This is a genomic window from Hydrogenobacter sp. T-8 (assembly GCF_011006175.1).
GTDB classification, from domain to species: Bacteria; Aquificota; Aquificia; order Aquificales; family Aquificaceae; genus Pampinifervens; species Pampinifervens florentissimum.
Genome location: NZ_CP048795.1, coordinates 199,391 through 217,305, shown reverse-complemented (window position 1 = coordinate 217,305; position 17,915 = coordinate 199,391). Strand labels below are relative to the sequence as shown.

Below are 17,915 nucleotides of genomic sequence, written 5' to 3'. Positions count from 1 at the left end.
TTATATTATAAGCTATGACACCGAGGTGGGTATATAGGCTTGACAGCTACCAGAAGGCACTTGAACAATTGAGAAGTGCGGTGGAGCTATATAAAAGTAGAGAGCTTACGGACTTGGAAAAGCAGGGACTCATTCATGCTTTTGAGTATGTTTTTGAGCTTGCCTGGAACCTAATGAGGGACTACCTTCTCTATCAAGGTCATACAGATATAAAAGGCTCAAGGGATGCTATCAAGACAGCTTTTAAGTATGGTCTGATAGAAAAGGGAGAGCTTTGGCTGGATATGTTAAAGGCAAGGAATCTAACCTTACATGCTTATGACCAAAGCCTTGCGGAGCAGGTAGTGGATAAGGTGGTCAAGGATTTTTTCAAGAGTTTTCCAAACTTTTGGAAACCTTCATGGAAATAAGGGAAAGGGAATATGGAGATAGGGCTTGACGAAAAAACTATTGAGCTTCTGAGAGACTTCTTCAAAGAGTATCCAAAGGTGGAGAAGGTATATCTCTTTGGTTCAAGGGCTAAAGGCTATTATACAAGGGGCTCTGACATAGACCTTTTGCTTGTTGCACCTCAGATGAGCTTTTCAGAATACCTAAGACTCTATTCAAACCTTGAGGAGCTTGACCTACCATATGAGATAGACCTAATAAAGGATAAGGAGCTTACGGAGGAGGCGGTGGAGATATACTCAAGAGAGCCTTGACAGTTGACATTATGAATGTTAAAATCACTTTCAATATGAGGTTATTGGTCTCACTTCTAAGCGTCCTCTTATTGCTCTTTGCGGACTTTGCCTCTGCGGAGCACCACCACGAAGACCATGAGCTTCATATAGACTGTTCTCTTTGCATAATCCAGCATGTTCAGACAGATGCTCCAAGCTATCAACCTTCAGTAAAACTTAGGCTTATAACCTTTTTTGTAAAGACTGAGCCTTACCTTCAAACTTTACCCTTTAGACCTCTCTTAAAGACCACCTATGGGCGGGCACCTCCAACCTCTTAGGCACTTACCGACCCCTTACATCTAAAAACTACCAAAGGAGGTGCTTGCCATGAAAGTTTTGTATATCTTTAGCACACCAAACAGTGCCAGCTACATACTTGGGAGGATGATACTCCCACAGCTGGAGAACGACGCCCACCCTGTAGAGGTGGCAGGAATGTTTTTCTTTCTTGACAACAACTATGTGTTAGTTAAGGGCAATCCCATAGGTGAAAGGCTTGCCAAACTACTAAGAGATGGCAAGATAGGCTTCCTTATGGGGTGCGACCAGTGTTGCTATGAGAGAAACATTGCAGACAAGCTGGTGGAGGGTGCAACCATAGGGTGCTTTCCAAACCTATATGGAAAAGCCCAGCAATTAGGCGTTGAGCAAGTAATAACACTGTAAGGAGGTCATAAGCATGAAAAAAGCTCTATTGCTCCTTGGAGGAATATTTAGCTTTACCTTTGCACAGGAAAACCTTCAGGACCTAAAGCGTCAGTTAGAGGAACAAAGAAGACTTATCCAAGAGCTTGAGAGGAAAATACAGGCTCTGGAAAAAGCTCAGCAGGCAAAACTTGAGGAAAAACTCTCAGAAAAGCCAGAGCCTGCGGACAGGAGCCTTCAGTTAAGGGCTAAGTTTGACGAGAGGCTAAGGGCTTATCAGGTCTCTCCTTTCAGGCAGACCGCCTTTTTGCCAGACATTTCCTTTATATTGGACTTTTCTGCGGTAGCAAGAAATAGAAAGGATAATGAATACAAACAGCTTGAAATTCCCATACTTTGGCATCCACACGGAGAAGAAGGACATGGACACGGCATGCTTAACGAAAGGAGAGGCTTTAATCTCAACTACGGCGAGCTATACCTCTATGCACCCGTTGACCCATACTTTGACCTTTATGCGACCATACCCTTCTCAGAGCATGGTGCGGAGATAGAAGAGGCTTATGCGGTTACGAGGGGCTTGCCTGGGGGCTTTCAACTCAAAGTGGGTAAGTTTAGAAGTGGCTTTGGAAGGCTAAACGCACAACACCCACACGCTTGGGACTTTGCAACGGTGCCACTACCAAATAAGGTCTTTCTTGGAGATGACGGTCTTACGGAAAAGGGTATAGGCATAACATGGCTTGCACCCACACCCTTTTATCTCCTCTTTGGTGTAGAGGTGCTACAAGGTGAAAACGACCAAAGCTTTAACTACAAGGGCTTTACCATAACTGACTCAAATACGGGCAACACCTTTGAGCTTGAAGACAAGCCCGTGCCAAACCTCTATGTGGGATACCTAAAGACCTCCTTTGATATAGGAAACCTCTCTATCCTCACAGGACTTTCATACGCTCAAGGAAAACACAGACACTCTCACGGAGACCACGGGCTTGATGCAAAGACAAAGCTCTACGGTCTTGACCTTACCGCCAGATATCAGATAGACAGCGTAAGGTATATAGCCTTGCAGGGAGAATACATGTATAGAGACCAGAAGGGTTTAGAGTATGAATTTGATAGTGGAAGTCTTGTGTCTGAAAATGTAAGTAAAAAACAGGCAGGCTTTTACGCTCAACTTGTAGGTAGGTTTCACAAGCAGTGGAGGGCAGGTGTCAGATACGAGCTCATAAACAAAAACAGCGTAAAGGTCGGAGGAAACTCTGTATGGGCTCCAGATAACCTGCCTGCATACTATGCCATGTTGGAATACACTCCCACCGAGTTTTCTCGCATAAGGCTACAGGTAGGGGAAAACAGAGCCTTCTACGAGGGTCAAAAGAGAAAGCCAGTTAAGGAAGTTATCCTGCAGTTTAACTTCGCCATAGGTGCTCACGGTGCTCACCCCTTCTAAGGCTCTAATCTGGGGGCTTTTGCCCCCGCCTTTAAACAGCCTAAGATGAGATACATCATGCTTAAGAAAACCCTTATAAAAACCCTTCCCCTTGCTCCCTCTGTAGGAGCCTTTGGCTATATGTCCGCTTGTGGATGTGGACACTGCCCTGCCTGTATAGACTCTTCTGCAATGGTAGTAGGAATGGCGGTATACCTCGGTGCTAAAAAGCTCTTAGAGTCCGCAGGCAAAAGACTTGACAAAAAGGAGGAGGGTAGTTTATGATATACAATGTCAAATTCAATATTGAAAGGAGGTGCATGCCATGAAGAACCTTTTAGCTCTGCTACTGTTTAGCCTTTCCTTTGCCTTTGCCCAGCTCAAAGTGGTTGCCACCTATCCATGGATAGGAGAGCTCGTAAAGGAGATAGGAAAGGACAAAGTGAGAGTGCATGTTATAGCCCGACCGGATGAGGATCCCCACTTTGTGGTGCCAAGACCCTCTCATATAGCAAGGATGAGGGATGCAGACCTTGTGGTAATAAACGGTGCAGGTATTGAAATAGGCTTTTTGCCACCCCTTATTCAGCAGTCTAACAATCCAAGAATTCAACCCGGAAGAGAAGGCTTTTTGGACCTTTCTCAGTTCATAAACATTATTGAAAAGCCAGAAAGGGTATCAAGGGAAATGGGAGACGTGCATCCTGAGGGAAACCCTCACTATGTTTTTGACCCCCACAACATTCCCATTCTTGCAAGGGCTATAAAGGAGAAGATGTGTGAACTAAACTCAAAAGACTGCTCCTTCTACAACGCTAACCTTGAAGACTTTCTCAGAAAATGGAACGCAAAGCTAAGGGAATGGGACGAAGGCTTTTCAAAGCTCAGAGGTCTAAAGGTAATACAGTGGCACAAGACCTATAATTATCTGCTTAATCGCTATGGCATTCAAGAGGTAGGAACCCTTGAGCCTCTACCGGGTATACCACCTACTGCGAGGCATTTAGACAGTCTTGTACAAAGCTCAAGGGGTCAAGGTGTGAAGTTTGTGATACTTGAGGGCTTCAGAAAGGGAGAGATAAGGACCGCACAAAGGGTGGCAGAGCCAATAGGTGCAAGGGTGTTAGTGCTTCCTAACGATGTGGGCTCAGAGAATGCAAAAAATCTCTTTGACATGTATGACCTTATCCTAAGGAGGCTCTCACAGTGATATGGGACCTCTTTTTTTCCAGTTTTCTGCTCTCTGTGGTGCTTGTGGGCATTCATGCCTACTTTGGAAGGGAAATAGTCAAAAGGGGAATAATCTTTACAGACATTGCAGTGGCTCAGCTCTCTGGGGTGGGTATTGCCCTCTCCCTTGTGCTTCTTGATGGAAGATATGCCTATTTCTTTTCTCTCCTATTTGGACTTTCTGCCAGCCTTCTTATTGCTCTCTCTCAGAGGTTAAAAGAATACTCAGAGGCTTTTATCGGACTTCTGTATGCTCTTGGCTTTTCCCTTGTGGTGCTTGTGCTGTCCTTTTCTGCTCATGGCATGGAGGAGCTAAAGAAACTCACCGCCAGCGACATACTCTTTGTCCGGCTGGAGGAGGTTTTCAAAACTGCCCTCATATACTCCCTTATAGGACTTTTGCTATACCTTCGCAGGCATTTTAGAGGACTTTGGCAAGAGCTTTCTTTCTTTGCTTTATTTTCTCTTACACTTGCCAGCTCTGTAAAGTTGGCTGGTGTGCTAGTGGTTTTTTCTTTACTTGTATCTCCAGCACTTGTGTCTTTGCTCCTCCGCAAAGGTCTTATCTTTGCGTGGGTGTGGGGTAGTTTTTGGAGCTTTTTAGCCATAGCCCTATCCTTTTGGCTAGACCTTCCCACAGGCTACAGCCTTGTGTTTTTGCAGGCTCTTGTGGGTCTTGCTGTGTTTATAATAAAGCTAATCAGATGAGGGTGCTAATACTTACCTCTTCCTTCGGTGGGGGGCATAACAGCGTAGCAAAGGCTATCAAAAGAGCTCTGGAAGAAAACTACTCTATGAGCGTAAAGATAGAAGACCCTTACCTTCTCATGAACCCAAAACTTAACAATCTTAACGCAAGGTTCTACGTTTACATGATGAAATACTTCCCAAGAATCTATGGACTCTTCTATAACTCTACATACGACATGGAGAAGGATAACATCCTTAACTTTCTCCTTTCCCTGCCGGGAATTGGTAAGCTCAAAGAACTCCTTGAAGAGGAAAAACCAGACGCGGTTGTTGCGGTCTATCCCACATACGCAGGTATGCTTAAGATACTTAGACGCAGTGGTTTTTCAGTTCCGAAGGCTTTTGTTGTAATTACAGATTTTGTCGCCCACGTGCAGTGGCTTCACGACGGTGTAGATGTTTACTTTGTACCTTCACGGGAAGTGGAATTTCACATACACAGAAAGGGTGTGGTCTGTGGAAGGGTTGAGGTTACGGGAATACCCATAAACCCCGAGTTTGACATGTTTAGAGAAGAGAAAAGGGATACTCTTCTCATAAGTGCGGGCATGTTTGGCATGACTCCCTCCGTCATAGAAATATGTGAGGCGGTTGAAGAGGTTGTGCCGGGGGACATAAGAACCGTGCTACTGTGTGGCACTGACAAGAGGCTCTGCCAAAAGGTAAAGGGAAAGTTCAGGGGAATAGAGGCTATTGAGGGAGTTCTTACACATGAGGAGATGGCAAGATATATGGGAAGGTCCATTCTTCTCATCTCTAAAGCTGGTGGTATAACAACCTCGGAAGCCCTTTCTGCGGAAACACCTCTTCTCATATACAAACCTCTTCCCGGTCAGGAGTATTACAACACCCTTTACCTGTTGAAGAACGAGGCAGGTATGGTTGCCAATAACAGCGAAGAGCTACGGAGAGTTTTAAGAGCCTTTCTTAGAGAGCGTAGCCTGAGGGAAACACTTTTGGAAAATATAAAGAGGCTTAGGAAGCCCCATTCTTCCCTTTCAGTAGCCAGAGGTATATATGATGCCCTGCGGAGAGGAGGTTAAGGCTCACAAGCATAAGCTCAAGGGGTAGCAAATTTAAGCTGAAGCCGAGGAGGTTAAGAAGAAGTAGGAAGCTCACAAAGACATACTGATATGAGGTGGCGAGCTTGCCGAGAGCCGAGACACTCACCCTATGTTTCTTAAAGGTAGCGTAGGCACCCACGGGTGCGAGGATAAGGTCTTGCCCTACTGTGAGAAGAACAGCCCACCAGCTTATATCAACCTTCAGTTCTGCAAGACAAAGGGCAAGAAAGGAAAGTGAAATAAAGATTCTGTCTGAAATAGGGTCCAGCACCCTACCCAGTCCGATTTTTTCAAGTCTTAGCCTTCTTGCGAGAAAACCATCCACCTTATCGCTGGAAACACCCAGAAGGAAAACCAGTAAACCCTCTGTAAGTGCGCCTCTTAAAATCAGCACAAGGAACACTAACCCAAGTGGTATTCTTGAAAGACTTATAGCGTTGAGAACTACCCTCAGCTTCTCGCTTCTCAAACCATATCCCCAGTGGAGAACTTTATAGTTCTTTACCTACAGGTTCATAAAGCCAGAAGTATTCTTCCCTCTTTGGTCCTGTGGAGAGCATTACCACGGGCACATGCAGGTATTCTTGAATAAAGTCAATGTATTCCAGAGCCTCAGAGGGCATCATGGAGAGGCTTTTTGCTCCCCTCGTGTCCCTTTGCCAGCCTCTGAAGGTTTTATACACGGGTTTTACCTTCTGAAGAAGGCTCAGGCTGGCAGGAAAATGGTCTATTAACTCACCATCTACCTCGTAGGCGGTGCATACCCTTATCTCCTCAAAGGCATCCAGCACGTCAAGTTTGGTGATTATAAGCCCATCAAGCCCGTTCACGTCCACCGCATGCTTGAGAGCTACAAGGTCAAGCCATCCACACCTCCTTGGTCTTCCGGTGGTAGCACCGTATTCGCCTCCTTTTTCCCTGAGAAGCTCGCCCTCCCTGCCTTCCAGCTCTGTGGGAAAGGGACCTTCTCCTACCCTTGTGGTGTATGCCTTTGAAACCGCCCAGAAGTTAGCCTCTGAGAAATACCTTGGCGGAAGCCCCGTGCCGTTGGAAAGCCCCAGAGCAGAGGCGTTGGAGGAGGTCACATAGGGGTAAGTGCCCATGTCAATGTCTAACATGGTGCCCTGGGCACCTTCAAAGAGAACCCTACCTCCAAAGTTCAGGAGTAGGCGTGTGGTGTCCGCTACCCTATCTCTTATCTTTTTGTAATTCTCCATCGTTCTTTCAAAGATTTCCCCCGCATCCAGCTTGTGGTTTTCACAGTAGACCTTCTCGCACATGTCAGAGACGAACTCAATGTTTTCCTTTATTATCTTGTAAGTCCTGTCCGGGTCTTGAAGGTCGCAGACCCTGAGACCTCTCCTGCCATACTTGAACATATAGGAGGGTCCTATGCCTCTGAGGGTTGTGCCTATCTTGCCCTTTCTTTCAAAGAGGGAGTCAAGTAGTTTATGGTATTCCAGCACAAGATGTGCCCTATCGCTTATGAAGACCCTGTCCCAAACCTTGAGACCTCTTTGCTGTAGCTCTTCCATCTCTTTCACAAGTAGCTCCAAGTCCACTACCATACCCTGGGCTACCACGCCCGCTGTGTGCTGGTGCAGGATACCCGTGGGCAGAAGATGTAGGACAAACTTTTCCCCTCCCACCATCACTGTATGTCCGGCGTTGCTCCCACCCTGATACCTCACCACCATGTCAAAGTCCGCAGAGAGCAGGTCCACCACCTTGCCTTTTCCTTCGTCACCCCACTGGGCACCCAGTATCACAAGATGTCTTTTCATCCAACCGCTCCTTGAAGTTCTTCCACCTTCTCCCTTATTGCCTCAAGCAGTTCCCTTATCCCCCAACCCTTTACCGCAGAGACCACCACAGACTTGCCCTCCATAAAGGCGGGTTCTGTAAGATACCTTATGTCCTCTTCTCTTTCCACCACCTTGTCCGCCTTGTTGAAAACATATATAACTGGCTTGTCCTCTGCGGAGAGGTCTTTTAGTATATCCTTTACTACCTTTACCCTCTCAAGCCAGTTTTTGTCAGATATGTCTATAACATGCAGGATTATGTCCGCCTCTTGCACCTCCTCAAGGGTCGCCTTAAAGGACTCTATTAGCTCCGGAGGGAGCTTTCTTATAAAGCCCACCGTGTCCGTGATTAGCACCTTTATGTCTGGGAAGAGAAACCTCGCAGAGGTGGTGGTGTCAAGGGTGGCAAAGGGCATGTCCGCCACAAGGGTTTCTCTACCCGTCAGAATCCTCATAAGGCTTGACTTGCCTACGTTGGTATAGCCCACAAGGGCAACCTTTACAACCTTTAGATCTCCAGAGCTTTCCCTCCTTTTCCTTTGCTCCCTCCTTTGCCTTTTTATGTCCTCAAGCTCTTCCTTTATCTGCTGTATCCTCCGCTTTATCCACCTTCTTCTTATCTCCGCCTCCTGCTCACCAGGACCTCTTGTTCCCACACCACCGCCAAGCCTTGAAAGCTCCTTACCTCTTCCATAAAGCCTTGGAAGTTCATAGGTAAGTTTAGCCAACTCCACTTGCAGTTTTGCAGTCTTTGACCTAACCCTACGGGAGAAAATCTCCAACACCAAGTCCGCCCTATCCATTATCCTTTTACCTATAGCCTTTTCAAGGTTTGCCACCTGGGAGGGGCTAAGAAAGGCATCAAATATGACCGCATCCGCACCAGTTCCCTCCGCCACCTGCTTTATCTCTTCCACCTTTCCCGCACCCACATGGTATCTTGGGTCTGGATGAGCCTTTTTCTGGACTATGTATCCTATATATCTGCCCCCAACAGCCTTTACCAGCTCCTTTAGTTCCTCAAGGGATTCTCTGCTTTCTCGCCTGTTGTTCTCTATAAGGCTTACGAGGATGCTCTTCATTAACCCCCTTGCACTATGGTGCTTATGGCGTGTTTGTATATGAGGTTTGGCTCACCCTCTACCTCAAGCAAGAGGGTATACTTGTCATGGTCAAGCACCTTGCCCGTTATCCTGTTGCCCCTTGTGAGGAAGACAGTTACAGTGGCAGACTTTCTTTTGAGCTCCTCAATGTATTCGTCCTGCACGTTTGTATTCTTCTCCATAAACATCCTACCGACCTCCAGTATAAATTATAAAACTTTTTGCACCAGTCAAGATCCTAAGGTTCTAAAATATTAAGCCATGTTCCTCAACATAGCCTTATGTCAGATAAACCCAGTGGTAGGAGGTATAAGGGTAAATCTTCAGAAGATAGAAGGTATCTGGGAAAGGGTAGATACCCAAGCCCACCTTGTTGTTTTCCCAGAGCTTTCTCTCTGTGGCTATCCGCCGGAGGACCTACTGCTAAGGTTGGACTTCGTGAGGTCCTGCGAAAGGTCCCTTAAAGAATTACTAAGGGTTTCTGAGGGTATGTCCTCGCTCCTTGCGGTAGGAATGCCTTATTACGAAGGAGACCTATATAACGCCCTTGTGCTTGTAGGTAGGGGTCAACTTCTTGGCATATACAAAAAGACCTTCCTTCCCAATTACTCGGTCTTTGACGAAAAGAGATACTTTAGGGCTGGAAAAGAGCCTCTTATACTTGAGATAAATGGCGTAAAGGTGGGTTTTTCCATATGCGAGGACATATGGCATCCCGACGGGTGGGAAAGGTTCTATGCCCTATCAGGTTGTGAGGTGCTGGTAAACATAAACGCATCCCCCTACTACAGAGGAAAGTATGAGTTTAAAGAGAACTTTCTAAGAGCCCGGGCTCAGGACAACATAGCCTATGTGGTCTATGTGAATATGGTGGGAGGACAGGATGAGCTGGTTTTTGATGGCAGGAGCGTGGTGATAGACCCAGAGGGTAAGGTTATTGCAAGGGCAAGCTCCTTTGAGGAAGACCTGCTCCTGGTAAGCCTTGACATAGAAAGGGTAAGAAGGAAAAGGCTTCTTGACTTAAGGCTTAGGGAGAGGCAAGTGGAGAAGACAAGGGTGGTCTCCTTTGAGAACACTTTACAGAAGGGGATAGAGGATGCAAGGGTGGAGGCATCCCCAAAACAAGAGGAGGAGCTCTACAAGGCTATTGTGCTGGCAATAAGGGACTATGTGGGAAAAAATGGCTTTCAAAAGGTGGTGCTGGGACTTTCTGGTGGTATAGATTCCTCTTTGGTTGCCTGTCTTGCGGTAGATGCCCTTGGAAGGGATAGGGTTGTGGGCGTCTTTATGCCTTCGGAATATACCTCCACAGAAAGCAGAGAGGATGTCTACGAGCTCGCTGAAAACCTCCAAATTGAGCTTCTTGAGTATGCCATCTCTGAAATATACCGGACATACCTTGAGACCTTTGGCTCTCGGGAGCTGACGGTGGCAGAAGAAAACCTGCAAGCACGCATAAGGGCTAATATACTCTTTTACCTTTCCAACCTATATGGCTGGCTTGTGCTTTCTACTTCCAATAAGAGCGAGTCTGCAGTAGGCTACACCACCATATACGGAGATATGGCTGGAGGCTTTGCTCCCATCAAAGACCTTTATAAGACGTGGGTCTACAAACTGGCAAGATACAGAAACTCCATAAAGCCAGACATACCAGAGAGAGTCCTTATAAGACCACCTACCGCAGAGCTAAGACCCAATCAAACAGACCAAGATACATTGCCACCTTACGAGCTTCTTGATAAGGTCTTGGAGTTACACATAGAAGAGGGCATGGGACTGGAGGAGATAGTAGCCTTGGGCTTTGATAGGGAGCTTGTCAAGAAGGTTCTTAGAATGGTAAGAAGGGCAGAATACAAAAGAAGACAAGCACCCATTGGTCCAAAGCTAACAAAAAGAGCCTTCGGAAAGGACTGGAGGATGCCCATAAGCGGTAGCTACTTTTAAATGCTAAACTATATAGCCATGTATGTTATGGAAACCTACAAAAGACTTCCTGTAAGGTTTGTCAAAGGCGAAGGAGTATATTTGTATGACGACCAAGGTAGAAAATACCTTGACTTTCTTGCAGGCATTGCGGTAAACGCCCTTGGATACGCAGACCCAGAGCTTACAAAAGCCATATGCGACCAAACACAAAGCCTTTTGCACATTTCCAATCTCTTTGAAAACCCATGGCAGGAAGATTTGGCAAAGGAGCTTGTGGATAGCTTTTGGACTTCTGGGAAGGTCTTTTTCTGCAACAGTGGTGCGGAGGCAAACGAAGGAGCTATAAAGCTCGCAAGAAGATACTTTTACGAGAAGGGTGAGAAAAGATACAGGATTATCACCTTTTATAGCTCCTTTCATGGAAGAACCTTTGGTGCCATGTCCGCAACCGCACAGGAAAAGATACAAAAGGGCTTTGAGCCACTCCTTGAAGGTTTTGACTATGCGGAGCTAAACAACTTTGATTCTGTCTTGAATGCTCTAAAGAAAGAAACCGCTGGAATAATGCTTGAGGTTATACAAGGAGAAGGTGGCATAAGGGAGGCAGAGGGAGAGTTTTTGCAGAAAATTCAGGAACTATGCAGGAAAGAGGGTCTTCTGCTTATTGTGGACGAAGTCCAAACGGGCATAGGAAGGACTGGCAAATTCTACGCCTACGAGCACTACAGTTTACAACCAGACATAATAACCCTTGCAAAGGGCTTGGGTGGTGGAGTCCCCATAGGTGCGGTGCTCGCCAGAGATGAGGTCGCTAAGGCTTTTAAGGCAGGCTCACACGGTTCTACCTTTGGTGGAAACCCACTTGCCTGCAGAGCTTCTATGGTGGTGGTTCGCAGGGTAAGGGAGCTCCTACCACAGGTTCAAAGGGTAGGAGAATACTTCAAGAGAAAACTCCAAGAGCTTGGAGTGGGAAAGGTCAGAGGCAAGGGTCTAATGCTTGGTTTGGAGCTTGAGAGGAACTGCTCCGAGCTTGTGCAAAAAGCACTTGAAAAGGGTCTTGTTATAAACTGCACCGCAGAAAGGGTCTTGAGGTTTGTCCCACCCCTTATAGTTGAGGAAAAACACATAGATCAAGCCATTGAGATACTGAGGCATATTCTCTAAAGCTTTGGTTTATATTTATAATCATGGACTTTCCCGAGCTCTTGGTGATACTTGCGGTAGCCTTCGTCTTCTTGGGTCCCGAGAAGATGGTGGAAGTGGCTACCAAGTTAGGCGAGTTTCTACGAAAGGTTAGAGAAACTTGGGATGAGCTTAGATATCAGCTATACATGGAAAGCATAAACAAGAAAATAATGGAGGAGAGCAAGGATGCGACCCCTCCTGAAGATGAAAGTGTTTACGATTTAATAGAAAAGGAAAAAAGTGAGGAGGTAAAAGAGGATAATGGAACAACACGAACTTCCCAAGATGCCTCTGACGGAGCATCTGAGGGAGCTAAGAAGCAGGCTGATTAAGTCCATAGTAGCTTTCCTTGTAGGCACGGGTGTAGCCTTCTACTTTGCGAGCCAGATATTTGAAATACTGAAAGAGCCAGTAAGGAGGTCATACCCACAGGTAGAGCTTGTGACCCTCTCCCCTACGGAGCCTCTTTTCATACTGCTGAAGATTTCCATAGTCTTTGGCTTTATCCTGTCGCTTCCTGTTATACTCTTTCAGCTCTGGAGGTTCGTAGAGCCTGCCCTGTATCCCAATGAGAAGAAACTTGTTCTTCCCCTAACCCTTTTTTCTATTATTCTTTTTCTTCTTGGCGGAGCCTTTTCCTACTTTGTAGCCCTTCCTATGGCTCTAAGGTTCCTGCTGGGCATAGGGCTTTCTCAGCTTCAGGCAACACCCTTTCTTTCTGTGAACCTGTATATATCCTTTCTTCTCAAGATGATAATAGGCTTTGGCATAGCCTTTGAGCTTCCTGTGGTCATATTCCTCCTGCAGAGGGCAGGGCTTGTGACGGAGAGACAATTGAAAGCCTTTAGAAAATACTTTATAGTGCTTGCCTTTGTGGCGGGTGCTCTCATAGCCCCTGACGTGACCACGCAAGTGATAATGGCTATACCTCTGATAATTCTTTATGAGCTTTCGCTCCTTGCTGGAAAGTTGGCAAGACGCAAACAAAAGGAAACTGCCATAGAGGTGGCTCAAGGATGAAGGTTCTCATAACTGGTGCCACAGGCTTTGTAGGAAGACATATAGTAAGAGAGCTTCTAAAAAAGGGTTATACCGTAGGCTGTAGTGTTAGGGATGTGGCTAAGTTAGAGAGGCTTTTTGGCGATAAGGTATATCCTTACAGGGTGGACCTTGCGGACAAGCCATCTCTCAGGAAGGTCTTTGAGGAATTTCAGCCAGACTACTTGGTGCATCTGGTAGGTATACTTGTAGAAAGCAAAAGACATGGACAGACCTTTATGAAGGTGCATTATCTGTATTCAAAGAACCTATACGAGGTCTCAAGGGAGTATGGAAGGCTCAAAAGGGTAGTTCATATGAGTTCTCTCGGTACCCACAAGGATGCCCCCTCCATGTATCATCGCACCAAGTTTATGGCGGAAGAGGAGCTAAAAAGGTCGGGGCTAAGCTATACCATAATGAGACCCTCTCTCATACTCGGTCCTGAGCAAAAGCTCTTTTATGACCTATGGAGCATTACCAAGTTTTTGAGGCTTTTTGCCCTGCCCGGTGGCGGTGGCTATCTCTTTCAGCCTGTGGATGTTAGAGATGTTGCCTGTGCCTTTGTGAAGGCTCTTATCTTAGAAGAGAGCGAGGGTAAAACCTACGAGCTGTGCGGAAACAGGAGGGTGAGCTTTAGGGAGCTTTTGGAGGACATTTTTGACTACTGGAAAAGGAAGGTCTTGCTCCTACCTGTGCCAAAAAGCCTTATGTATGTAGGTGGTTTGGTGGTAGAAAGGGTCCTTCAGCCACCACCCTTTAGCTCAGACCAGATGCTTATGATGTGGAGGGATAATATATGTGGTCTTGACCCTGAGGTGGAAAAGGAAGGTGTAGAAAAGCTCTGTGGAAGAGAGCCAATTTCTTACGAAGAATCTCTAAGGTGGAGTTTGGAAGAGTTTAGGAGGAAGATAAATGCTTGACCTTTCTGTGGAGCTTTTTGGCGTAAGGTTTAAAAACCCTGTTTGGGTAGCATCGGGAACTTTTGGCTATGGGCTTGAGGCTATGGAGATATATGACATATCAAGGCTTGGTGCGGTGGTTACAAAGGGTATATCTCTAAAGCCTCGCGAAGGCAACGCACCAGAACGGATTGCGGAAACCCCCTGCGGGATGTTAAACTCCATAGGACTTCAAAACCCGGGAGTGGAAGGCTTTTTGAAAAAGATATACCCAAACCTTGAGAAGATAGACACCCACTTTATAGCCAATGTTTTTGGAGAAACAGAAGAAGAGTATGTGGAGGTATGCCTTGCACTTGAAGATGCCAAGAAGGTGGTAGCCTATGAGCTCAACGTGTCTTGTCCTAATGTGAAAAAGGGAGGTATGCTCTTTGGACATGACCCTGTGGTGCTCTCAAGGCTTGTGGAAAGGGTAAAAGCCAAGGTAAAAAAGCCAGTGCTTGTAAAACTCTCACCCAATACGGGAGATATAAAGGGCTTTGCCAAGGTTTGTGTAGATGCGGGTGCGGATGGGCTCGTTCTCATAAACACCCTTCTTGGTATGAAAATAGACACAAAAAGCCAAAGACCTGAACTTTCTACACTTATGGGAGGTCTCTCTGGTCCTGCCATACTTCCCATAGCGGTAAGAATGGTCTGGGAGGTTTTTTCAGAGCTTGGACACTCTGTCCCTATAATAGGCGTTGGTGGCATATACGACACGGATTCCGCTTTACAACATATCCTTGCAGGTGCGGTATGCATTCAAGTGGGAACCGCTAACTTCTTTGACCCCTATGCACCCCTTAAGGTCATAGAAGGCGTAGAAGACTACATGAGAGAGAGGTCTATAGAAAGGTTTACCGACCTTGTGGGTAGGGCTCACCGCCTTGTGGTGCGCGCTTGATGTCTTTTGCTATAACTTTCCACTATGGGTTTTGAGTTTTACGAGGAAAGTCTAAAATTTATAACATAGGATTATGCTATAATCTCCTTGTGTCTTCAAAAGACATAGCTTTGAAAGATATTTTTGAAGAAGTCCCTTATAGGTTCAGTAAACTTCTCTCACCCAAACCTATAAAGGAACTACTGCCTACTAACCTGCCATCCACAGAGCTAAGGGTAGACTTCTTGGCAAAACTTCAAGATGAAAGCATACTGCATATGGAATTCCAATCCTTTAACGACCCTACTATGCCTTGGAGAATGCTACGCTATTATACATTAATCGCAGAAAAATACCAAACCCACAACATAAAGCAACTTCTCGTTTATGTGGGAAACAAAAAACTAAGGATGAAGTCCAAACTAAAGCTCAAAAACCTGACCTTTAGCTATGAAGTACTTGACATAAGACAGATAGACTGCAAACTGTTTTTAGAAAGCTCAGACCCCATGGATATACTGCTGGCGTGTCTTTGTAAAGTAGAGGATGAGGATTATTTGATATACAGGATAATAAAGACTATGGAGGGTATGAGTGAAGAGGAAAGGAAGGAGTATTTTCTGAAAGCCTTGACATTGACGGAGCTAAGACCTAACTTAAGGATAAGGTTCACGGAGGAGGTTAGGCATATGCCTATAGTGGTCAGACCTGAAGATATAAAATTGCCAAAGAAAGAACTGAAAAAGGACATTCTATATAGGCTTGGTCTTGAAGAGGGTAAGCAGATTGGGCTTGAGGAGGGGCTATTGAGGTCTGCACAGGAGATGGTGTTGACCCTTATAGAAGGTAGACTTGGGTATGTGCCAGAGGGTGTAAGCGATAAGATAAGGTCTGTGAAAGATAGGGAATTTTTGCGTGCTTTGGCTAAAAGGTTGGTAGTTGCAGAGGATGTATTGAAAGTTTTGAAGGAAGAGCTTGGTATATAAAGCCAAAGTTTTATAATTTTCTGCTATGGGTTTTGAGTTTTACGAGGAGAGGGATTTCAAAGATACAGAGCTGGGTCCTTTGCCTGTTGATTGGAAGGTGGTGAGATTGGGGGAGGTGGCGGAGATGAAGAGCAAAAAGCCATAGCGGAAGTCCTAAGAGCCATAGACGACAAACTTCAAAAAGAAGAAGAGTATAAGAAAGCACTTCAGAACCTATTTAAGAGCCTACTTCGCCATCTTATGAGCGGTAAGATAAGGGTGAGGAGAAAAACAAATTAACTGACTTTTAAGCATGCGTAAGCCAAAAACCATATGTTTAAATATTTTGTAGTATCTACTTTTTTTTCGGATTTTCAAAAAATCACAGTTTGTAAGACCTAAACCTTTCTACCACCATAAAAAGCACAAGATATAAGGGTAGCATAGCATCCCAGAAAAAGGTAAAGACCGTCCCCACAAGGTGAGAGCCAAGAGCAAGTAAAAGGGGCATAAGAAGGTAGTCCATGCTCTCCCTTATCCTAAAGCCCAACAAAAACTTAAAGTATGCATAATAAACCCAAAGGACTGCAAAAAGCCCCAAAAGACCCTTCTCAATAAGCTCTGAAAGCAAGAATACCGACTCGTAGACCCCACCCACAGGGCTCTTTGGCTCAAGGTAGTAGCCAGAATTTATGCCATGACCTATGGCAAGGGCAAGCCAGTTTCTTTCCTGTATGTCTTTTTTTACTACCTGCACGCCTGCTTTTGCTATCTCCCAACGGTAGCTGGATATGTGGTTTAGCGTCTCGTCATTTATAGGTCTTCGTCCCAGCACCATTTCATACATGGTCTTATACCTTATATCCTTTTGTGCAAGAATGGCAGTGCTTACCGCAAAGCCAACAAAAAGGGTAAGCAAAATACCCCAAAAGGCTTTTTTGGAAACCTTCTGTCCCACAAGGAGGGCAAAAACCAAAAGGGCAAAGGCAAGCCCCAGCATGGCAGACCTTCTCATGGTAAAAAAGACCACGCCCACAAAAAGTAGAAAGGGCAAAAGGTAGTAGACCCTTTTTGAATAAAAGAGCAGAGAAAGGCTTGCGACCGCAAAGATGCTGTAAAAGGCTCCTACCTCAAACCACCCACCCCAAAACATGGCAGGTTGACCTGTTTGGCTGTATCTGTAAAACACCAAGGGTAAAAGAGCCAGACCAGAAAGCACCAAAAAGAGATTAAACCTATATAGACTTCCTTCGTCCACCCTAAGCAGTCCACCATAGCAGTAAGAGAGTAAAAACACGCCCCTTTCTATAGCCTTGCCTATCTGAGAGGTATGAAAAAGAGTAGTAGAGACCAAAACCACAAGGGCATGCAAAGTGAGAGGCAAAAGCAGACTTCCCCTACACCGAAAACCCTTAAAACCCTTGTACAGAAGGTAGAAAAGAATAAGGACCACCAAAGCCTCAAAGAGGCTTATGGAAAGCAAGCCCAAAGCAAAGAGGACTATAAGCATGGCAAAGCCTTATAATTATAAAAGAGGCGAGGTGCCGGAGTGGTCGAACGGGGCGGTCTCGAAAATCGCTGTGGGTTCAGAGCCCACCGGGGGTTCGAATCCCTCCCTCGCCGTAGGAGAAGAGTATGAGCTATATTGTAAGAGAGCTAAAGCCTACCTTTGAGAAGTTAACAGAGCCCTTCCTTGTGTTCTTGGAGAGGATTGGTGCTACTCCAAACATGATAACCTTTATGGGGCTTGTTTTTGTGCTTTTTGGCTCCTTAGCTCTGTACTCTGGGTATCTGCTCTTGAGCTTTGTGCTTCTCCTCTTGGGAGCTCTGTCTGATGCACTGGATGGAAGTCTTGCGAGAAGGCTTGGCAAAAACTCAGACCTTGGAGCCTTTCTTGACTCTTTGTTAGACAGGCTCTCTGATGCTCTCCCCTTCATAGCCATAGCCCTGTCTTCTGAAGACAAACTTCTGTCCCTCTTTGCCCTCATGGCAATGCTTTTTTCCTTTACAGTTAGCTACTCCAGAGCAAGGGCGGAGGGGCTTGGCTATGAGCTAAAGGTGGGCACCTTTGAAAGACCCGAAAGGTGGTTTATCCTTCTGGCGGGCATAGCCCTTGACCTTGTCTTTCCTGCGGTTGTCCTCATAGCGGTGGGGTCTTTGATTACTACCCTGCAGAGGGTTTATATTTTTAGAAAACTAACCAGGAGGTGA

General features: G+C 45.8%; 23 protein-coding genes and 1 tRNA gene. 19 read left to right on the top strand and 5 right to left on the bottom strand.

Annotated elements, in window-relative coordinates; translation table 11 throughout:
• Positions 1-14 precede the first annotated feature (14 nt).
• From G3M65_RS01260 to G3M65_RS01220, 9 genes are read left to right on the top strand one after another with little or no spacing between them, the layout of a single operon-like run.
• Positions 15-410, top strand: a complete 396-nt coding sequence (locus tag G3M65_RS01260) for a nucleotidyltransferase substrate binding protein (RefSeq protein ID WP_173832764.1) — start codon at positions 15-17, stop codon at positions 408-410.
• Between the two features lie 12 nt (positions 411-422).
• Positions 423-704, top strand: coding sequence for a nucleotidyltransferase domain-containing protein (locus tag G3M65_RS01255; protein WP_173832763.1), 282 nt, complete (start codon positions 423-425; stop codon positions 702-704).
• Positions 705-739: 35 nt separating this feature from the next.
• On the top strand, positions 740-1,006 hold the full coding sequence (locus G3M65_RS01250; RefSeq protein ID WP_173832762.1) for a hypothetical protein: 267 nt from the start codon (positions 740-742) through the stop codon (positions 1,004-1,006).
• Between the two features lie 49 nt (positions 1,007-1,055).
• Entirely contained in the window at positions 1,056-1,394 is a 339-nt protein-coding gene (locus G3M65_RS01245) for a DsrE-related protein (protein WP_173832761.1), read from the top strand.
• Positions 1,395-1,407: 13 nt separating this feature from the next.
• Positions 1,408-2,829 (top strand): hypothetical protein, encoded by a 1,422-nt coding sequence (locus tag G3M65_RS01240; protein ID WP_173832760.1) that lies wholly within the window; start codon positions 1,408-1,410, stop codon positions 2,827-2,829.
• A gap of 57 nt (positions 2,830-2,886) precedes the next feature.
• Positions 2,887-3,093 carry a hypothetical protein gene (locus tag G3M65_RS01235; RefSeq protein WP_173832759.1) on the top strand — a complete coding sequence of 69 codons (207 nt, stop codon included), beginning with the start codon at positions 2,887-2,889 and terminating at the stop codon, positions 3,091-3,093.
• 40 nt (positions 3,094-3,133) lie between these two features.
• Positions 3,134-4,018 carry a metal ABC transporter solute-binding protein, Zn/Mn family gene (locus G3M65_RS01230; protein ID WP_173832758.1) on the top strand — a complete coding sequence of 295 codons (885 nt, stop codon included), beginning with the start codon at positions 3,134-3,136 and terminating at the stop codon, positions 4,016-4,018.
• On the top strand, positions 4,015-4,746 hold the full coding sequence (locus G3M65_RS01225) for a metal ABC transporter permease (protein WP_254426285.1): 732 nt from the start codon (positions 4,015-4,017) through the stop codon (positions 4,744-4,746). The genes G3M65_RS01230 and G3M65_RS01225 overlap by 4 nt, the downstream gene beginning before the upstream one ends.
• Positions 4,743-5,831: an MGDG synthase family glycosyltransferase gene (locus tag G3M65_RS01220; protein ID WP_173832757.1), complete on the top strand. Its 1,089-nt coding sequence runs from the start codon at positions 4,743-4,745 to the stop codon at positions 5,829-5,831. The genes G3M65_RS01225 and G3M65_RS01220 overlap by 4 nt, the downstream gene beginning before the upstream one ends.
• On the opposite strand, the gene G3M65_RS01215 is transcribed toward G3M65_RS01220, so the two are convergent.
• The 4 genes from G3M65_RS01215 to hfq are packed head-to-tail and all read right to left on the bottom strand — an operon-like array spanning position 5,764 to position 8,942.
• Positions 5,764-6,321: a CDP-alcohol phosphatidyltransferase family protein gene (locus G3M65_RS01215; RefSeq protein WP_173832756.1), complete on the bottom strand. Its 558-nt coding sequence runs from the start codon at positions 6,319-6,321 to the stop codon at positions 5,764-5,766. The two genes, G3M65_RS01220 and G3M65_RS01215, sit on opposite strands and share 68 nt — an antisense overlap.
• A gap of 22 nt (positions 6,322-6,343) precedes the next feature.
• Positions 6,344-7,636 carry an adenylosuccinate synthase gene (locus G3M65_RS01210; protein ID WP_173832755.1) on the bottom strand — a complete coding sequence of 431 codons (1,293 nt, stop codon included), beginning with the start codon at positions 7,634-7,636 and terminating at the stop codon, positions 6,344-6,346.
• Positions 7,633-8,739 carry a GTPase HflX gene (hflX, locus tag G3M65_RS01205; RefSeq protein WP_173832754.1) on the bottom strand — a complete coding sequence of 369 codons (1,107 nt, stop codon included), beginning with the start codon at positions 8,737-8,739 and terminating at the stop codon, positions 7,633-7,635. The genes G3M65_RS01210 and hflX overlap by 4 nt, the downstream gene beginning before the upstream one ends.
• Complete coding sequence (hfq, locus tag G3M65_RS01200; protein ID WP_438616890.1) at positions 8,739-8,942, bottom strand: RNA chaperone Hfq; 204 nt, start codon at positions 8,940-8,942, stop codon at positions 8,739-8,741. The genes hflX and hfq overlap by 1 nt, the downstream gene beginning before the upstream one ends.
• Before the next feature lie 79 nt (positions 8,943-9,021).
• On the opposite strand from hfq, the gene G3M65_RS01195 reads away from it, so the two are divergent.
• The 8 genes from G3M65_RS01195 (at position 9,022) to G3M65_RS10445 (ending at position 15,870) form a co-directional block, all read left to right on the top strand.
• Positions 9,022-10,707: an NAD+ synthase gene (locus G3M65_RS01195; RefSeq protein ID WP_173832752.1), complete on the top strand. Its 1,686-nt coding sequence runs from the start codon at positions 9,022-9,024 to the stop codon at positions 10,705-10,707.
• An 18-nt stretch (positions 10,708-10,725) separates the two neighbouring features.
• Positions 10,726-11,853, top strand: coding sequence for an aspartate aminotransferase family protein (locus G3M65_RS01190; RefSeq protein WP_173834638.1), 1,128 nt, complete (start codon positions 10,726-10,728; stop codon positions 11,851-11,853).
• Positions 11,854-11,876: 23 nt separating this feature from the next.
• Positions 11,877-12,206, top strand: a complete 330-nt coding sequence (locus G3M65_RS01185; RefSeq protein ID WP_173832751.1) for a Sec-independent protein translocase subunit TatA/TatB — start codon at positions 11,877-11,879, stop codon at positions 12,204-12,206.
• Positions 12,136-12,894, top strand: coding sequence for a twin-arginine translocase subunit TatC (gene tatC / locus G3M65_RS01180; protein WP_497707018.1), 759 nt, complete (start codon positions 12,136-12,138; stop codon positions 12,892-12,894). Before G3M65_RS01185 ends, tatC begins: the two co-directional genes overlap by 71 nt.
• Positions 12,891-13,835, top strand: coding sequence for a complex I NDUFA9 subunit family protein (locus tag G3M65_RS01175; RefSeq protein WP_173832750.1), 945 nt, complete (start codon positions 12,891-12,893; stop codon positions 13,833-13,835). The genes tatC and G3M65_RS01175 overlap by 4 nt, the downstream gene beginning before the upstream one ends.
• Positions 13,828-14,760 (top strand): dihydroorotate dehydrogenase, encoded by a 933-nt coding sequence (locus G3M65_RS01170; RefSeq protein WP_173832749.1) that lies wholly within the window; start codon positions 13,828-13,830, stop codon positions 14,758-14,760. Before G3M65_RS01175 ends, G3M65_RS01170 begins: the two co-directional genes overlap by 8 nt.
• A gap of 89 nt (positions 14,761-14,849) precedes the next feature.
• Positions 14,850-15,725, top strand: coding sequence for an RpnC/YadD family protein (locus G3M65_RS01165; RefSeq protein ID WP_173832748.1), 876 nt, complete (start codon positions 14,850-14,852; stop codon positions 15,723-15,725).
• Between the two features lie 25 nt (positions 15,726-15,750).
• Complete coding sequence (locus G3M65_RS10445) at positions 15,751-15,870, top strand: restriction endonuclease subunit S (RefSeq protein ID WP_217422978.1); 120 nt, start codon at positions 15,751-15,753, stop codon at positions 15,868-15,870.
• Between the two features lie 216 nt (positions 15,871-16,086).
• Here the strand turns inward: G3M65_RS10445 and G3M65_RS01160 are convergent, their stop codons facing one another.
• Positions 16,087-17,214, bottom strand: a complete 1,128-nt coding sequence (locus tag G3M65_RS01160; protein ID WP_173832747.1) for an O-antigen ligase family protein — start codon at positions 17,212-17,214, stop codon at positions 16,087-16,089.
• 25 nt (positions 17,215-17,239) lie between these two features.
• On the opposite strand from G3M65_RS01160, the gene G3M65_RS01155 reads away from it, so the two are divergent.
• Positions 17,240-17,327, top strand: a tRNA-Ser gene (locus tag G3M65_RS01155).
• Between the two features lie 12 nt (positions 17,328-17,339).
• Entirely contained in the window at positions 17,340-17,915 is a 576-nt protein-coding gene (locus G3M65_RS01150; protein ID WP_173832746.1) for a CDP-alcohol phosphatidyltransferase family protein, read from the top strand.

Excerpts from the sequence above, each read along its gene's own strand:
- hfq (WP_438616890.1), bottom strand. The coding sequence starts at position 8,942 with ATGGAGAAGAATACAAACGTGCAGGACGAATACATTGAGGAGCTCAAA.
- hflX (WP_173832754.1), bottom strand. The coding sequence starts at position 8,739 with ATGAAGAGCATCCTCGTAAGCCTTATAGAGAACAACAGGCGAGAAAGC.
- G3M65_RS01175 (WP_173832750.1), top strand. The coding sequence starts at position 12,891 with ATGAAGGTTCTCATAACTGGTGCCACAGGCTTTGTAGGAAGACATATA.
- tatC (WP_497707018.1), top strand. The coding sequence starts at position 12,136 with ATGGAACAACACGAACTTCCCAAGATGCCTCTGACGGAGCATCTGAGG.
- G3M65_RS01150 (WP_173832746.1), top strand. The coding sequence starts at position 17,340 with ATGAGCTATATTGTAAGAGAGCTAAAGCCTACCTTTGAGAAGTTAACA.
- G3M65_RS01210 (WP_173832755.1), bottom strand. The coding sequence starts at position 7,636 with ATGAAAAGACATCTTGTGATACTGGGTGCCCAGTGGGGTGACGAAGGA.
- G3M65_RS01185 (WP_173832751.1), top strand. The coding sequence starts at position 11,877 with ATGGACTTTCCCGAGCTCTTGGTGATACTTGCGGTAGCCTTCGTCTTC.
- G3M65_RS01230 (WP_173832758.1), top strand. The coding sequence starts at position 3,134 with ATGAAGAACCTTTTAGCTCTGCTACTGTTTAGCCTTTCCTTTGCCTTT.
- G3M65_RS10445 (WP_217422978.1), top strand. The coding sequence starts at position 15,751 with ATGGGTTTTGAGTTTTACGAGGAGAGGGATTTCAAAGATACAGAGCTG.
- G3M65_RS01235 (WP_173832759.1), top strand. The coding sequence starts at position 2,887 with ATGCTTAAGAAAACCCTTATAAAAACCCTTCCCCTTGCTCCCTCTGTA.
- G3M65_RS01260 (WP_173832764.1), top strand. The coding sequence starts at position 15 with ATGACACCGAGGTGGGTATATAGGCTTGACAGCTACCAGAAGGCACTT.
- G3M65_RS01170 (WP_173832749.1), top strand. The coding sequence starts at position 13,828 with ATGCTTGACCTTTCTGTGGAGCTTTTTGGCGTAAGGTTTAAAAACCCT.
- G3M65_RS01190 (WP_173834638.1), top strand. The coding sequence starts at position 10,726 with ATGTATGTTATGGAAACCTACAAAAGACTTCCTGTAAGGTTTGTCAAA.
- G3M65_RS01160 (WP_173832747.1), bottom strand. The coding sequence starts at position 17,214 with ATGCTTATAGTCCTCTTTGCTTTGGGCTTGCTTTCCATAAGCCTCTTT.
- G3M65_RS01220 (WP_173832757.1), top strand. The coding sequence starts at position 4,743 with ATGAGGGTGCTAATACTTACCTCTTCCTTCGGTGGGGGGCATAACAGC.
- G3M65_RS01195 (WP_173832752.1), top strand. The coding sequence starts at position 9,022 with ATGTTCCTCAACATAGCCTTATGTCAGATAAACCCAGTGGTAGGAGGT.
- G3M65_RS01250 (WP_173832762.1), top strand. The coding sequence starts at position 740 with ATGAGGTTATTGGTCTCACTTCTAAGCGTCCTCTTATTGCTCTTTGCG.
- G3M65_RS01240 (WP_173832760.1), top strand. The coding sequence starts at position 1,408 with ATGAAAAAAGCTCTATTGCTCCTTGGAGGAATATTTAGCTTTACCTTT.
- G3M65_RS01245 (WP_173832761.1), top strand. The coding sequence starts at position 1,056 with ATGAAAGTTTTGTATATCTTTAGCACACCAAACAGTGCCAGCTACATA.
- G3M65_RS01255 (WP_173832763.1), top strand. The coding sequence starts at position 423 with ATGGAGATAGGGCTTGACGAAAAAACTATTGAGCTTCTGAGAGACTTC.